The organism is Canicola haemoglobinophilus, assembly GCF_002015075.1.
Lineage (GTDB): Bacteria > Pseudomonadota > Gammaproteobacteria > Enterobacterales > Pasteurellaceae > Canicola > Canicola haemoglobinophilus.
Window position 1 is genome coordinate 30,147 of record NZ_MUXZ01000016.1, and the last position, 16,228, is coordinate 46,374.

12 protein-coding genes, 4 tRNA genes and 1 pseudogene are annotated in these 16,228 nt (G+C 36.1%); 13 read left to right on the top strand and 4 right to left on the bottom strand.

What is annotated here, in order from left to right; genetic code table 11:
* Window positions 1-257 precede the first annotated feature (257 nt).
* From B0186_RS05650 to qseC, 10 genes and pseudogenes are all read left to right on the top strand, one after another.
* On the top strand, window positions 258-2,678 hold the full coding sequence (locus B0186_RS05650) for a DNA internalization-related competence protein ComEC/Rec2 (protein ID WP_078218406.1): 2,421 nt from the start codon (window positions 258-260) through the stop codon (window positions 2,676-2,678).
* Window positions 2,679-2,728: 50 nt separating this feature from the next.
* The gene (gene msbA, locus B0186_RS05655) at window positions 2,729-4,477 is read left to right on the top strand and encodes a lipid A ABC transporter ATP-binding protein/permease MsbA (RefSeq protein WP_078218407.1); all 1,749 of its coding nucleotides are present in this window, start codon (window positions 2,729-2,731) and stop codon (window positions 4,475-4,477) included.
* Window positions 4,478-4,523: 46 nt separating this feature from the next.
* Window positions 4,524-6,677, top strand: a complete 2,154-nt coding sequence (rlmKL, locus tag B0186_RS05660) for a bifunctional 23S rRNA (guanine(2069)-N(7))-methyltransferase RlmK/23S rRNA (guanine(2445)-N(2))-methyltransferase RlmL (protein WP_078218408.1) — start codon at window positions 4,524-4,526, stop codon at window positions 6,675-6,677.
* Between the two features lie 168 nt (window positions 6,678-6,845).
* Window positions 6,846-6,922: transfer RNA gene (locus B0186_RS05665), tRNA-Met, on the top strand.
* Window positions 6,923-6,927: 5 nt separating this feature from the next.
* Window positions 6,928-7,012 (top strand) — tRNA-Leu (locus tag B0186_RS05670).
* A 27-nt stretch (window positions 7,013-7,039) separates the two neighbouring features.
* A tRNA-Gln gene (locus tag B0186_RS05675) sits at window positions 7,040-7,114 on the top strand.
* 46 nt (window positions 7,115-7,160) lie between these two features.
* Window positions 7,161-7,235, top strand: a tRNA-Gln gene (locus B0186_RS05680).
* 314 nt (window positions 7,236-7,549) lie between these two features.
* Window positions 7,550-8,815 (top strand): NRAMP family divalent metal transporter, encoded by a 1,266-nt coding sequence (locus B0186_RS05685; RefSeq protein WP_078218409.1) that lies wholly within the window; start codon window positions 7,550-7,552, stop codon window positions 8,813-8,815.
* A 99-nt stretch (window positions 8,816-8,914) separates the two neighbouring features.
* The gene (locus B0186_RS05690; protein WP_078218410.1) at window positions 8,915-9,583 is read left to right on the top strand and encodes a response regulator; all 669 of its coding nucleotides are present in this window, start codon (window positions 8,915-8,917) and stop codon (window positions 9,581-9,583) included.
* Window positions 9,580-10,978, top strand: a pseudogene (gene qseC / locus B0186_RS05695) (quorum sensing histidine kinase QseC). Before B0186_RS05690 ends, qseC begins: the two are co-directional and overlap by 4 nt.
* Before the next feature lie 63 nt (window positions 10,979-11,041).
* Here qseC and B0186_RS05700 read toward each other — a convergent pair.
* The gene (locus B0186_RS05700; RefSeq protein ID WP_078218411.1) at window positions 11,042-11,641 is read right to left on the bottom strand and encodes a protein-methionine-sulfoxide reductase heme-binding subunit MsrQ; all 600 of its coding nucleotides are present in this window, start codon (window positions 11,639-11,641) and stop codon (window positions 11,042-11,044) included.
* Window positions 11,641-12,594: a protein-methionine-sulfoxide reductase catalytic subunit MsrP gene (msrP, locus tag B0186_RS05705; protein ID WP_078218412.1), complete on the bottom strand. Its 954-nt coding sequence runs from the start codon at window positions 12,592-12,594 to the stop codon at window positions 11,641-11,643. The genes B0186_RS05700 and msrP overlap by 1 nt, the downstream gene beginning before the upstream one ends.
* A 79-nt stretch (window positions 12,595-12,673) precedes the next feature.
* Between msrP and B0186_RS05710 the strand changes: the two genes are divergently transcribed.
* Together B0186_RS05710 and B0186_RS11510 are read left to right on the top strand one after the other, a co-directional pair.
* On the top strand, window positions 12,674-13,255 hold the full coding sequence (locus tag B0186_RS05710) for a sigma-70 family RNA polymerase sigma factor (RefSeq protein WP_115073095.1): 582 nt from the start codon (window positions 12,674-12,676) through the stop codon (window positions 13,253-13,255).
* Window positions 13,252-13,425, top strand: coding sequence for an anti-sigma factor family protein (locus B0186_RS11510; protein ID WP_115073094.1), 174 nt, complete (start codon window positions 13,252-13,254; stop codon window positions 13,423-13,425). The genes B0186_RS05710 and B0186_RS11510 overlap by 4 nt, the downstream gene beginning before the upstream one ends.
* A gap of 32 nt (window positions 13,426-13,457) precedes the next feature.
* Here B0186_RS11510 and priC read toward each other — a convergent pair whose 3' ends face one another.
* Window positions 13,458-14,039 carry a primosomal replication protein PriC gene (gene priC, locus B0186_RS05715; RefSeq protein WP_078218413.1) on the bottom strand — a complete coding sequence of 194 codons (582 nt, stop codon included), beginning with the start codon at window positions 14,037-14,039 and terminating at the stop codon, window positions 13,458-13,460.
* 40 nt (window positions 14,040-14,079) lie between these two features.
* A complete protein-coding gene (locus tag B0186_RS05720; RefSeq protein ID WP_078218414.1) occupies window positions 14,080-15,438 on the bottom strand; it encodes a Na+/H+ antiporter family protein in 1,359 nt (452 codons plus the stop codon).
* Window positions 15,439-15,630: 192 nt separating this feature from the next.
* On the opposite strand from B0186_RS05720, the gene B0186_RS05725 reads away from it, so the two are divergent.
* Window positions 15,631-16,218 (top strand): DNA glycosylase, encoded by a 588-nt coding sequence (locus tag B0186_RS05725; protein ID WP_078218415.1) that lies wholly within the window; start codon window positions 15,631-15,633, stop codon window positions 16,216-16,218.
* The last annotated feature ends 10 nt before the right edge of the window (window positions 16,219-16,228 follow it).

The window sequence follows — 16,228 nt, forward strand, 5'->3', positions numbered from 1 at the left end:
ATCGTAACTAAGAAGGCGGTTTACAAACTGGTTATGATTGTTCAGAAACTCAAGGAAATTGAGTCGCTGATTTTTGAAGGCGCTATAAATATCAGAAGTCGCAAAAATAAGCAAATAAATTTACGTTAACAGCTCATTTTTCTCCATTATTTTTTTATTTTGTGATCTCTATTCCAGGATTGATTTAGCTAGCTTGGTTTTTAGTATGCTCTTTTTCATATTGTGAGTTAAGAATAAATAAATTTTGAAGCATATAAATGAAATTAAATTTAGATTATTACTTGCTTGTTATTTTAATTAGTGCTCTTACATTGCTCATTAGTCCTCAAAGTTTTTTGCTAAGTTGGCAATGGATATTTCTTCTAGCCCTACTTTGCGGATTGCTGTATGTGTGCATTAACAGGCAATTTTTTCGTTCTATATTGAAGCTATTTCTCATTTTTATTTTAGGGTTAGGCTATTTTCATGCACAAGCATTAAATTTATTAGAACAAAGCGAACGAGTTTCTCAGTTACCTAAAAAGCAGCAAGTCAATGTTAAAATCGTTGAAGTGATTCAACAGCAAGAATATCAAGCGGTCATCGCAGAAGGTAAATTAGCGCCCTCTTGGTCAACTCAACGGCTTTACCTAAACTGGCGGGCTGAGTCAAAGGTAAAAGTTGGGGAAATTTGGCAGACAGATCTACAAATCCGTCCTATTTCTTCCCGATTAAATTTTGGTGGTTTTGATCGTCAAGCATGGTATTTAGCGAGGGAGATTACTGCTTATGCGACAGTTAAAAGTGCGGTGAAAATTGGTGACGATTTTTCTTGGCGTGATGATAGGTTAAATCAAGCTTTACAACAAACCTCTTCATTGCTTTCACAAGGCTTATTGATAGCCCTTGGTTTCGGAGAAAGGGCATGGTTAGATAAGGCTCAATGGCAACTTTATCAACAAACCAATACCGCACATTTAATCGCAATTTCTGGGTTGCATATTGGGCTAGCAATGTTTATTGGCTTTATCTTCGGGCGAGCCGTTCAAGTACTATTCCCAACGCGTTATATTGAACCCTATTTCCCTTTATGTATGGGGCTTTTATTTGCCTTGCTTTATGCGAGTTTAGCCGGATTTTCTATTCCCACTTTTCGTGCAATGATTGCTTTATTGATGATTTGTTTATGTCGTATGTGGCGCATTTCCTATAATGTGTGGCAATTATTTCTCCGGGTTATTTGTGTCTTGTTAGTACTGAACCCATTTATGTTGTTATCGGCGAGTTTTTGGCTGTCAATTGGTGCCGTAGGTTGCTTGATAATGTGGTATCACTGGGTACCGCTCAATTTATTTCAATGGCGAGAAAAAACGTTGCAACAATCCCCTTTACGCAAAGTGCGGTATTTTATTAGCCTTTTTCATTTGCAATTTGGACTTTTGTGGTTTTTTACACCTATTCAGTTGTTGCTTTTTAATGGTTTAGCCGTAAATGGATTTGGGGCAAATTTGTTATTGTTGCCTATATTTAGTTTTTTGTTGGTTCCTCTTATTCTTTTTGCTGTACTAACGGAGGGCTTATTCAAGAGTTGGGCTATTGCTGATCAAATTGCAATATGGGTTAACCAACTACTGATGTTATTGCCAAACCAATGGATACCTATTTCTTTGTCCATGAGCTATTTTGTATCATCAATATTGGCATTTTTGTTTATTTTGTGGTGCAAATGGCTGATGAAGCGCTCCTCTCATATTTCTATTGTATTAGGCTATACAAAGAAAACATTTTTCCCTATTCATTTATCTTTTACTCAAGATTTCTCTATTAAAAAATATCAACTTGGCATGGTATTGGGCTCGGCTCTTTTTATTCTTTTCTTATGTTTGTGGATTTTTTCCCTATATGAACAAGGGAAGTTTAAACAGCGCCAATGGCAGTTAGAGACTTTAGATGTAGGGCAAGGTTTGGCTACATTGCTAGTGAAAAATCAACGTGGAATTTTATATGACACAGGGGCAAGTTGGCAAAATGGCAGTATGGCAAAAATTGAGATTATCCCTTACTTACAAAGGCAAGGAATTATTTTAGATAAAGTGATTTTAAGTCATGATGATAATGATCATGCTGGTGGTGTAAAAGATATTTTACAGGCTTATCCGCAAGCTGAGTTTATTAGCCCATCGTTGAAAAAATATGAGAAACATCCAGAAAAGAGACCGCACTTTTCTTGTCAACGGGGAGAAATATGGTATTGGCAAGAATTAAAAATAGAAGTGTTGTCGCCGAATAAAGTTGTTAGTCGGGCAAATAATCCAGATTCTTGTATTTTAGTTATTTTTGATGGGCAACATAAGGTGTTGTTAACCGGCGATGCTGATGTTGCGACTGAAGATAAAATCTTGCCAGATTTGGCACAAATTGATGTATTACAGGTTGGGCATCATGGTAGTAAAACTTCGACAGGAATAAGATTGGTGCAGCATATTCAGCCAAAAATTGCGTTAATTTCTAGTGGGCGCTGGAATACTTGGGGATTTCCACATAAGGATGTTGTTAAGCGCTTAGAACAAGCTAAAAGTTCGATTTATAACACCGCACTTTCAGGGCAGATTCGTTTAATCTTCAAAGAGAAATCGATTCAAATTCAAACCGCAAGAACGGAATTTAGCCCTTGGTATCGTGGATTAATTGGCTTATAGCCTAAATAAATGTACAATACCGTCCAATTTTTTATCATAGAAGTATGAATATGCAAGATAAAGATCTTTCTACATTACAAACCTTCAAACGCCTTTGGCCAACAATTGCACCTTTTAAATTAGGTTTAATTGCTGCTGCTGCTGCACTCGTATTTAACGCCTTATCTGATGCGGCATTAATTCAAATGTTAAAACCATTGCTAGATGATGGCTTTGGTAAAGCTGACAATTCTTTCTTAAAAATGATGGCTGTTGTCGTTGTTTTGTTAATCTTTGTACGTGGTGTTACCAGTTTTATTTCAACTTACTGCTTGGCTTGGGTTTCGGGGAAAGTAGTGATGACAATGCGTCGTAAGGTATTCAAGCATTTTATGTATATGCCAGTGACTTTTTTTGATCAGAATTCATCTGGTCGACTACTTTCACGTATCACTTACGATAGCGAGCTAGTTGCAAGTTCATCATCAGGATCATTAGTCACCATTGTGCGTGAGGGTGCTTATATTATCTCGTTACTAGCTGTGATGTTTTACACCAGTTGGCAACTGACTTTGGTGCTTTTTATTATTGGACCAATTATTGCGATCATCATTCGTATGGTGTCCAAGAAATTTCGTCAATTAGGAAAAAATCTGCAACACTCTATGGGCGAATTAACATCTTCCGCAGAGCAAATGCTTAAAGGACATAAAGTTGTTTTATCTTTTGGCGGTCAACAAGTAGAAGAGGAGCGCTTCGACAAAGTCAGTAACGATATGCGTCGTAAAGGCATGAAAGTGATGATGGCTGATGCGATTTCTGATCCTGTTGTGCAAATCATCGCCTCTTTTGCCCTTGCCGCTGTTTTATATTTAGCAACGTTACCAGAAATCATGACGCAAAACTTAAGTGCGGGCTCATTTACCGTAGTTTTTTCATCTATGCTTGCGATGATGCGCCCTTTGAAATCCTTAACTAATGTCAATGCACAATTTCAGCGAGGAATGGCGGCTTGTCAGACTTTGTTTGCATTATTAGATATGGAAACAGAAAAAGATACTGGAACTTATGCTACTGATAAAGTGGAAGGAGAGGTTGAGTTTAAAAACGTTTCCTTTAGTTATAGCGGAAAAGAGCAACTTGCTTTAAATAATATCTCTTTTGCTATTCCGAAAGGAAAAACAGTGGCATTAGTAGGGCGTTCTGGTTCCGGTAAATCCACCATAGCTAATTTGGTCACTCGTTTTTATGATATTGCGAAAGGCGAAATTACTTTAGATGGTATCAATATCCAAGATTATACTTTGGCAAATTTACGTGAACATTGTGCGGTGGTTTCGCAACAAGTGCATTTATTTAACGATACTATTGCCAATAATATTGCCTATGCAGCAACGGAAAAATATACAAGAGAGCAGATTATAGAGGCAGCTAAAGCCGCTTATGCTATGGAGTTTATTGAAAAATTAGAGAATGGCTTAGATACGGTGATTGGTGAGAATGGTGCAAGTTTGTCTGGCGGACAACGTCAACGTTTAGCTATCGCTCGAGCCTTATTACGTAATTCGCCAGTGTTAATTTTAGATGAAGCAACCTCTGCTTTAGATACAGAATCAGAGCGTGCAATTCAGGCGGCTTTGGAAACTTTACAGAAAGATAGAACTGTATTAGTTATAGCTCACCGTTTATCAACAATTGAAAAAGCGGATGAAATATTGGTGATTGAACAAGGTGAAGTCAAAGAGCGAGGCTCTCATCAAGAGCTGCTCGCCCTAAATGGCGCTTATAAACAGTTACATAACACACAATTTAATCATTAATTTTAATTGGGCATATTGCCCAATTTTTACTTTTTAGAGAGAAATAATGAAACAACTTTTTGCTACTACATCACGTGGTTTTGAAGAACTTTTAAAAGTTGAATTAACAGAACTTGGCGCTCAAGAGTGTCGAGTAGCGCAAGGTGGCGTTCACTTTAGTGCAGATGATGAAACTCAATATCGAATTTTATTATGGTCGAGATTAAGTTCTCGTATTTTGTTGCCACTGATTACAACAAAAATTTACAGTGATTTAGACCTTTACTCAGCTATTGTTGGACAAAATTGGTTAACTCATTTTGATGAGCGAGTGACCTTTCTTGTAGACTTTAATGGGACAAATAGAGAAATTCGCCATACGCAATTTGGCGCAATGCGTATTAAAGATGGTATTGTGGACTATTTTGAGCGTAACGGAAAAATGCGTCCAAATGTGGATAAAGATTATCCCGATATTCGTATTCATGCGTATTTAAATCGAGATGAATTAGTGGTATCTCTTGATTTAAGTGGGGAAGCCTTGCATTTAAGAGGTTATCGAGAAGATACAGGCAAAGCACCACTGAGAGAAACATTGGCTGCTGCAATCGTATTACGCTCTGGCTGGCAGCAAGGAACCCCTCTTGTTGATCCTATGTGTGGCTCTGGTACTTTATTGATTGAGGCGACTCAAATGGAGGCACAAATCGCACCGCAGTTACACCGCTTACATTGGGGATTTGATTTTTGGAAAGGGCATAATCAAGCAGCTTGGGATAAAGTGAAACAAGAAGCGATTGAGTGTGCTGAACAAGCATTTCATCGAAATTTGGCACCGCACTTTTGGGGCTTTGATTTAGATCATCGAGTGTTACAAAAAGCTAAGAAAAATGCACAAAATGCTGGTGTAGCACATTTAATTCAATGGCAGCAAGGCGATGTTGCTGGACTAAAAAATCCAAGTAAACAAGAGAAAGGCACTGTGATTTGTAATCCGCCTTATGGTGAAAGATTAGGCACTACGCCGGCTTTAATTGCTTTGTATTCTGTATTTGGTCGTCAATTGAAAACAGAATTTTCTGATTGGAATGTGTCAGTTTTTAGTGGTGAGCCAGCACTACTTGATTGCTTACGCTTACGTTCTCATCGCCAGTTCAAAGCAAAAAATGGTCCTTTAGATTGTATTCAGAAAAACTATCATATTGCAGTACGTAGTCCAGAAAGTGCGGTTGAAAATTCGCAAGAATTAACATTAAACTTCGCACCAGAAAATACTCAAGTTGCACAAGATTTTGCTAACCGTCTGCAAAAAAACATTAAGAAAATTGATAAGTGGGCAAAGCAACAGGGTATTGATGCTTATCGTTTATATGATGCGGATTTACCCGAATATAATTTGGCAGTTGATCGTTATGCGGATCATATTGTTGTGCAAGAGTATGCAGCTCCAAAAAATATTGATGAAAATAAAGCTCGCCAACGTTTGCTAGATGCTGTGAGTGCAATTTTGTCGGTTACTGGTATTGAAACAAATAAGCTGATTTTAAAAGTACGCCAAAAGCAAAAAGGCACTAATCAATATGAAAAACTCGCAAATAAAGGAGAGTATTTTTATGTGCATGAATATGGTGCAAAATTATGGGTTAATCTCACCGATTATTTAGATACAGGATTGTTTTTAGATCATCGTTTAACGCGTAAAATGCTTGGTGAAATGGCAAAAGGAAAAGACTTCCTTAACTTATTCGCTTATACGGGTTCCGCAACAGTGCATGCTGCTTTAGGAAAGGCAAAATCGACTACCACAGTGGATATGTCCAATACTTATTTAAATTGGGCAGAACAAAATTTATTATTAAATGATATTGAAGGGAAACAGCATAAATTAATTCAAGCGGATTGCTTGCAGTGGTTAGATAAATGCGATCGTCAGTTTGATTTGATTTTTGTTGATCCTCCGACATTTTCCAATTCTAAGAGAATGGAAGATAGTTGGGATGTTCAACGTGATCATATTAAGCTAATGGCAAATTTAAAACGTATTCTACGCACAAATGGCACCATTGTTTTTTCTAATAATAAACGTGGCTTCAAAATGGATATGGAAGGATTGCAAGAGTTAGGATTAAGTGTGGTAGAAATTTCAGCAAAAACCTTACCTTTGGATTTTGAACGTAATAAACAAATCCACAATTGTTGGATTGTGCAGCATCAGTCATAACTGGCTGCTGAAAATGAAAGCAAGAAAAGATGCTTTTTTGTATGAATTGTATAATCTATATGCGAACAACATTGAAATACAAAAAAACATGAAAAAGTAGTTGACGAGTAGGGCAGATATCAGCATAATTAGCCCCGCAAAGCCGATGAGGGTAATGCAAATAATTATGGCTATGTAGCTCAGTTGGTTAGAGCACAACACTCATAATGTTGGGGTCACAGGTTCGAATCCCGTCATAGCCACCATATTTGCGGGACTGGCGAAATTGGTAGACGCACCAGATTTAGGTTCTGGCGCTGCGAGGTGTGTGGGTTCAAGTCCCTCGTCCCGCACCATTCATTAGCTTGCAAGTCTTTAGTAGGTGGGGTATCGCCAAGCGGTAAGGCACCGGGTTTTGATCTCGGCATCCCTAGGTTCGAATCCTAGTACCCCAGCCATACTATCTTAAACACTTCTTGATTCATTCAAATCTAAAATATCTGTTGGGGTATCGCCAAGCGGTAAGGCACTGGGTTTTGATCTCAGCATCCCTAGGTTCGAATCCTAGTACCCCAGCCATATAATTCTCTTGTTTCTAATCTAATCGTTGAAAATCCTATTTTTCTTTTGCTATTTGTATATATCCTACTTACTTTTTATGTGATTTTTTATTTGTATTATATATTTTGCTAAAGAGCTAATTAATAGGATTTATTTCTTTTATTATTTTAAATAATGATATTTATAACTTGTTTTTGCTTTTATTTTAGAGTTTTTAGCCTTGATTTTGTTTATTTTATGATTTGAATTAGCATTTTATTTTGATTTTTATCTTGTTTTTATATTTAAATATTCTAGAATTCAAAAACGTTAATTCGTTATTAGGAACATTTATGAAGGAAAATAAACAAGTAAATCAATCTTTTTGTGCACATAAATTAAGCGCATTAGGTCCCGGTATTTTAATGGCATCCGCAGCTGTTGGTGGTTCACATATTATTGCTTCAACTCAGGCTGGGGCAATCTATGGCTGGCAATTGGCTATTATTATTCTTTTAGCTAATTTATTTAAATATCCATTTTTCCGTTTTGGCGTGCAATATACCTTAGATAGTGGTAATACCTTACTTGAAGGCTATCGTCAAAAAGGGCGGGGTTATTTATGGGTATTTTTCTTACTCAATGTTTTTGCCACAGTGATTAATACGGCTGCTGTAGGTTTACTTTGTGCTGCAATTTTGACTTTTGTGCTGCCAATTTCTGTTCCTGTCCCAACATTGAGCTTGATTGTTATTGGGGTTAGCTTGCTAATTCTATTGTTTGGGCAATATCGTTTATTAGATAACTTATCTAAACTTATTATGATTGCACTAACTGTAACCACAGTAAGCGCAGTTGTTATTGCGTTAATGCGTAATGGTATTAATGGCGTTGCGACACAAGATTATATCTCCCAAAATCCATGGAGTTTAAGTGCGCTTGCTTTTATTGTTGCGTTAATGGGCTGGATGCCTGCGCCAATTGAGATTTCAGCTATCAATTCTATGTGGGTTGTAGCTAAGCGCCGTATTTCAAAAGTTTCTTATGAAGATGGTATTTGGGATTTTAATGTTGGTTATATTGGCACCGCTATTTTAGCTATTGTGTTTCTTGCTTTAGGCGCATTAGTCCAATTTGGTTCTGGCGAAACAGTACAAATGGTGGGTGGAAAATATATTGCTCAATTAATTAATATGTATGCATCCACTATTGGTGAATGGGCAAGAGTACTTATCGCATTTATTGCTTTTATGTGTATGTTTGGTACCACAATTACTGTCATTGACGGATATTCTCGTTCAAATGTGGAAAGTTTACGCTTAATTTTAAATAAAAAAGAAAGTAGTTTAAGAACATTAAATTTGGCGATGTTATTCGCTGCACTTTCTGGGCTAGCGATTATTTTCTATTTCAATAATGCAGTTGGACCAATGTTAAAATTTGCTATGATAGCCTCTTTTGTTTCGACCCCTGTTTTTGCTTGGCTAAATCTTTCATTGGTTTTAAAAGGGGAGCATCGAGTTAGAGGTGGATTATTTTGGCTTTCAGTAATTGGTTTGTTGTATTTAACTTCATTCACTTTATTATTCATAGCTTATCAAGCTGGTTGGCTTGCTTAAACGCAAAAGTGTTTTATTATAAAATAGATAAGCGACACATAGTTGTCGCTTTTTTGTGTAAAATAATCAGCAAATTAACAAAAAAGTGCGGTGAAAATAATGAGAATTTTATTAATTGAAGACGATCCTTTGATTGGTGATGGACTAAAGTTAGGTCTAACTAAGTCTGGTTTTAGTGTAGATTGGTTTACTGATGGAAAAACTGGATTAGATGCGCTTTTTGCTGCGCCTTATGATGCAGTTTTATTAGACTTAACCTTACCTACAATGGATGGGCTAGAAGTATTACAGCAATGGCGTAAAAATGCCAAGGATGTTCCTATGCTGATTTTAACGGCGAGAGATACATTAGATGAACGAATTAGTGGTTTGCAGCATGGAGCAGATGATTATGTATGTAAGCCATTTGCTCTTGGGGAAATTGTAGCTCGTTTACAAGCATTAATTCGTCGTCGCTATGGACAAATTAGCCCTACCATTGAGCATAGTTTAGTGAGGTTTGATCCTAGCCAGCGTAAAGTTTTTTTACGTAACGAAGAAATTGCACTCACAACTAGAGAATATAAATTATTAGAGTTATTTATGTTTAATAAAGAACGTGTGCTGACTCGAAACTTTATAGAGGAAAAACTCTATACTTGGGATGATGAAGTTAGCAGCAATGCGCTAGAGGTTCATATTTATAATTTACGCCAAAAGTTAGGGAAACAATTTATCCGTACAGTACATGGTGTAGGCTATGCTTTAGGAAAAAATGAAAACTCATGAAACTCATAAAAAATACTAGTTTACGCATCAGACTAATGATTATTTTATCTTGCTCAGCATTGGCTATTTGGCTTATATCGACCATGGTTGCATGGTTGCATGGTTGCATGGTTGCATGGTTGCATGGTTGCATGGTTACAGGTTCGCAGTGAAGTAAATGAGGTTTTTGATGCACAGCAAATTCTTTTCGCTAAACGTTTGGCCTCTTCAGATTTAAGAACAATATTAATTGAAAAGCAAAATATAGATTTACTCCCTCGTCATCAAAATCGGGAAAAGGTTACAAAAAAGGTAGGGTATGATGATGCATTCGCTTTTGCTATTTTTACTGAAGATGGGAAAATTACATTAAGTGATGGACGAAATGGCGATAATTTTCTATTTGAGTCTAAAGGAGGTTTTTCTCATTCTAAAATTCGCAATGATGATGACTTGTGGCGTATTTTTTGGCTACCAGCAGCTAATGGACGTTTGACTATTGCTGTCGGGCAGGAGATCGATTACAGAAACGATCTTATTTACTCCATGGTTTTTGGACAAATGTGGATTTGGTTTGCAAGCTTACCATTTTTATTAGCTTTGATTATTTGGGTTATTAAGCGAGAATTGGAGATTTTATCTTTACTTGGTGATCAATTAAATCAAAGGACGCCAGAAGATAATAGCTTGCTGGCAACGGAAAATGTACCAAGAGAAATTATTCCTTTTGTGGATAATTTAAATAATTTTTTTGACCGCACTTCACTTATGTTATTACGTGAAAGACGATTTACTTCTGATGCTGCACACGAATTACGTAGTCCTTTGGCAGCATTACAAATTCAAGCTGAGGTTGCAAAGTTATCTAGCGAGGATCCTATTTTACGTGAGAAAAGTTTAGATAATGTAATGCAAGGTATCCAACGAGCAACTCAACTTATTGAGCAATTACTGACATTATCCCGTTTAGATAATTTGCAAGAAATTCATTGGCAACAGCTGATCACTTCATTAATTGGCGAGCTTTATTTTTCCGCACAAGAGCGAAATATAGAGTTAATTTTTGAACATAAAGGTTCACCTAAATTACAGCAAGGACAGCCATTATTACTTGCCTTAATGTTAAGAAATCTCATTGACAATGGTATTAAATATTGCAGAGATGGCAGTATTATTAAAGTGATTTTAACTGCTGAAAGAATTATTGTAGAGGATAATGGTGGTGGTGTTGGTGAAGATGAGTTAATCAAATTAGGGCAACGTTTTTATCGACCTGCAGGACAGAATGAAAAAGGCAGTGATTTAGGGCTTTCAATCGTGATGCGCATTGCAGAGCTGCATGGATATAAAGTGCGGTTAGAAAATGTAATGAGTGAGAGTCAACAAAAAGGATTGAAAGTTGATATTTTATTGTAGTCATCATTAGGGGAAAGATTTTCCCCTCATTCTATAGGATTAGATTTTATCTAATGATAACGCCTATTTTTTAGGCGAAAAATGCGGTACATGCTTTCCAAGATATTTCCAAATAATAATAACGATTACAACAGCACCCACTAAAATTGGTGATAGAGTTAAACTTTTTGATGACCAGTAGTAATGAATAGCTGCACAGGCAATTGCTACATAAGCAAATTGATGTATTTGAAACCAGCGTTTACCTAGCCATGTTTTTATTTGAGGCAAAGATGTTACTGCCATGACCAACAAAATCAAAAAAGCAATGCCGCCCAAAATTAAATAAGGACGGGTGAGTAGTTCGCTGACAAAAAGCGAAAAATCTAGTCCTAATTCTAAGAACAAATAGCTTGCAACGTGGAGTAAAGCCCATGCAAATGCCCATAATCCTAGAGGGCGACGTAAAATTTGGTATTGGTTTTTATTTAGCAGTTGTAACAGAATGCCGAGTACAAACATGGCACAGAAAATCAAAATAGCGGTATAGCCTAAGAAATGTTCAATTTCTTTCACTGGATCTGCGCCAAGTGCAGTGTCATTTTCAGAAAAAAGCACGAACAACAGCCACATTAATGGCATGAAACAACTTAAGTGAATGATGGTGCGTAACAGTGTCAACATTAGTAATTTGTCCTTAAATCTAATCCCGTATATAAATGTGCGACTTCTTGTTCATACCCATTGAACATAAGGGTTGGTTGGCGTTTTACACTTAGTAATCCACCTGCGCCAATAACACGTTCAGATGCTTGTGACCAACGAGGATGATCGACCTGTGGGTTTACATTCGCATAAAATCCATATTCGTTGGGTGCAAGGCTTTCCCAAGTAGTACGTGGACGAGTTTCTGATAAGGTAATTTTGACAATGGATTTAATGCTCTTAAAGCCATATTTCCAGGGAACAACTAAGCGGATTGGTGCACCATTCTGTGCAGGTAATGCTTTACCGTATAAACCAACAGACATCAATGTTAGTGAGTGCATGGCTTCCGCAATTGTTAATGCTTCTACATAAGGATAGTTAATACCGCCACCAAAGAAATGGTTTTTTTGTCCAGGTATTTGTTCAGGATCATATAAGGTATGGAATACCACATATTTTGCCTTGCTAGTTGGTTTTGCTTTAGCGAGTAATTTATTGAGTTCAAAGCCTATCCAAGGCACTACCATTGACCAAGCTTCAACACAGCGGAAACGATAAATTCGTTCTTCTAATGGAAACTGAGTGAAAAGCTGATTGTAGTCTAGAATGAAAGGATTCTCGACTTCACCGCCAATTTCCAGTTGCCAAGGATCCACTTTAAAGTTTCTTGCATAATGAGCAGGAGAACCTTTATCTACGCCAAATTCATAGAAATTGTTATAACCTGTTACTTTATTTTCAGGGGTTAAAATTAAAGATGAGTCAGAGGATTTTTGATATTTAAGCGCTTTTAGACTATTTGTGTGTTGTGCAAAGCTCAAATTTGGCAATGTCGCTGCAACTGCACTTAAACCAAATGCTTTAATAATTTTGCGGCGTTGGTGGAAAATATCTTCTGGTGTAACATCATTTTCGGTTAATTTTTTCATTCTTAACTCCTGTGTTATTAGCGTATAATTTGTATAGTCGGAGAATGACAAAAAATCTTACATTATTTTGTAAAGGAGAATGGTTGTGAATGAAATAAAATATATTTCTCAAGTAGATCTTGAAGAAATTCGCTTACAAATGGTTAAATTTTCTGTTTTGCAGTTAAAAGATATTGATTTAGCTGAAGATGTTGTGCAAGAGGCATTAGCAAGTGCTTTAAAGAATATTGACTCTTTTAGAGGAAAATCTGCGCTAAAAACATGGATATTTGCAATTTTAAAAAACAAAATTATTGATCTAATTCATAGTCGTAGCCGAGTGATTAATGTTTCTGAAATTTGTGAAGAAGATGCTCCGAATGCTTTTTTTAATGATAAAGGGCATTGGGATTTACATCATTTTGAGCCTAATGAATGGTCGGATATTCACAGTACTACCTACAAAGAAGAATTTTGGCTTATTTTTGATGCCTGCTTAAATCGTTTACCTGCACTGCAAGCTCGTATTTTTATGATGCGTGAGCATTTGGAACTAGATAGTGAACAAATTTGTCAGGAATGTGATATTTCCACGTCTAATTTACATGTGTTGCTATATCGAGCTCGGCTTCAGTTACAAGCATGTTTGTCAAAAAATTGGTTTGGAGGAAAAAATAAATGAAAAATTGTCAAGAAATTACCGAGCTTATCTCTTTGAATAATGAAAAAAAATTAGCTTTTAATCAACGCTGTGCTATTAGTATTCACTTATTATTTTGTCCTTATTGTCGAGCATTTAAGAAAAATGATCAGCAGATAAAGCGCTTAATGCAAGAGTTTAAAGAAAAATAGGATATATAGGTATATGTTACTGTATGTACTCACTATTTTTCTGTTAATGCTAAGTATTCCTCTAGTTGTTCAATTGCCTCAGAGCATCGCGCTTTACGCTGTTGGGTAATGGTCATTTGTTGGCTATAAACTTGTTTTTCTTGTAATGATGTAGCTTGTGTGAAGCGATCTCTTTGTTGCTCCAACTTCGTATTTAATGCTTGTAAAGCCTCATAATATTTACTTAAACGTTCTCTTGGTGGGAGTTTGTTTAATTCAATTCTTTGATTTTCTCGTTGTGCTTGTATAGATAGCGGATTTGTCTTGCTATGTTGAAATTGTTTTTTTTCTTGAGGTTTTATCCATTTTAATGCCTCTGAGAGAGCTTTACATTGCCCTGCTAATTTTGCACTGTAAAAGTCATATTTTTGTATATTGTTATCATCAATTTTTTCTAATTGAGATAGAGATTGCTGAATTTCTTTGAAATAAAATTCGACTGTCCCAAAGTCTTGGCTAAATAAAGTGCGGTCAAATTTAGCGTAAATTTTTTGCTTTTTGGGAATATGTGAATAATGAGAAAAAAAACTTTCGACTTGTTGCTTTAATTGAAGAATAAGAAGTGATTTTTGCATAAGTATAAAATTTGGGTGCTATAAGCACCCAAGGTCATGATTAAAGGGTCATTGCGGCAATCCAGCCAAAAATAATGAGAGGAATATTATAGTGAATGAATGTTGGCACTACAGAATCCCAAATATGATCGTGTTTACCGTCCATATTTAAACCAGATGTCGGTCCTAAGGTTGAGTCTGAAGCAGGTGAACCCGCATCGCCCAATGCAGCTGCGACACCAATAATTGCAACAGTTGCCAATGGTGAGAAACCAAAGGAAATACATAGTGGAACATAGATCGATGTAATAATTGGTACTGTTGAGAAAGATGAGCCAATTCCCATGGTAATAAACAAGCCAACAAGTAACATAAGGAAGGCTGCTAAACCTTTATTATCAGTTCCTAAGCCTTGGCTGAAACTATCTACTAAAACAGTTACACCACCTGTTGCTTTAATTACAGCAGCAAAACCAGAGGCGGCGATCATTACAAAGCCGATCATTGCCATTAATTTTAAGCCTTGTTGGAAAATATCATTGCTTTCTTTTAGTTTAAAAATACCAAATACAGCAAAAATAACTAAGCCAATAAGACCAGCAATAATTGTTGAACTAGTGATAAGTTGTAATGCAAAAGTAAGTACAATAGCGACCGCACTTACAATTACATGGAAAGGTTTAATATTGGCGATATGTTGTTCGATCTCTTCAGTAGTCACATTTAAGCCAGTTGAAACATATTCACGAGGTTTACGATATGTAACAAAAACAGCTGTTAATAAACCGATAACCATCCCAATAACAGGGATTGCCATAGCCAAAGATACCTCTGCTACACTGGTTTGTAAGCCTAACGCTTCCCCAGCCTGATTAATATTTTTTACCAGAACACTCTCAATAAAGATTTTACCGAACCCTACTGGTAATAGCATGTAAGTTGCCGTTAAACCAAATGTAAGTACGCAAGCAACAGCTCGGCGGTCAATTTTTAGTTTGTTAAAAATGGCTAGAAGCGGAGGAATAACAATTGGAATAAATGCAATATGTACTGGTAATAAGTTTTGTGAAGAAATAGAGAACAATACTAATATGGCAAGAATAAAGTATTTAAATCCAGCCATTGAGCTACTTGTTGGCGATTTTCCTAAACGTTTAATTACTTTAAATGCAAGTAGATCGGTAATTCCTGATTTAGAGATAGCGATAGCAAATGCGCCTAAAATTGCATAATTCATTGCAACTTCAGCACCACCACCTAAACCGCTTGTAAAAGTTTTGATCGTTTCATTAATGGTTAAGTCACTACATAAGCCTGCAACTAATGCTGAAATAATTAATCCCATTACAACATTGATACGTATAAGGCTTAAGGCGAGTAACACAATAATGGAAATCACTACTGGGTTAGTTAATAACATTGTGTTTATCCTTAATTTTTGTGAGAAAGTTTTTAATTTACTCGAAAAAATCCCATATTAAAAGGAAAAATTAATATAAATTTCTTTCTAAAATTAAAAAAGTAGGAAAATTTGTATTTTTATAAAAATGGCTGTGCTTAAATCAATAGTATTCGTTAGAATTGTTAAAATTTTTCTCTTATAAGATTAACTATGACAAAAGAAATAGAGATACACCCTTTCCCTGCTATTTTGCCTCCCGATGCTAAAGTTATGATGATGGGAAGTTTTCCACCTAAAGATGAAAAACGCTGTATGCAATTTCATTATCCTAATTTCCAAAATGATATGTGGCGTATTTATGGAAAAGTCTTTTTTAATAATGCTGAGCATTTCCAAGTGACTGGAGAAAAACGATTTGATGCTGAAAAGATCCAACAGTTCCTTTTTGAGAAAGGAATAGCCTTGTGCCCAACAGTTAAACGTGCAATTCGTGAACAAAATAATGCAGCTGATAAGTTCTTAACGATCATTGAGGCGGTTAACTTGACAGAGGTTTTACCTTTAGTTCCTGATTGTCGTTGGATATTTACAACAGGTGGAAAAGCAACAGAGATTTTGTTGAGCTTATTAGATACCCAAATTAAATTACCTAAAACAAATGAATTTATCCCTTTTGAATATTCTGAACGATCCTTAAATTTATATCGTTTGCCTTCTACATCAAGGGCATACCCTCTAAGCTTTGAAAACAAAGTAAATTCATACCGCACTTTTTTTGAATTAGCTGGATTGATTTGAATTGATAAAA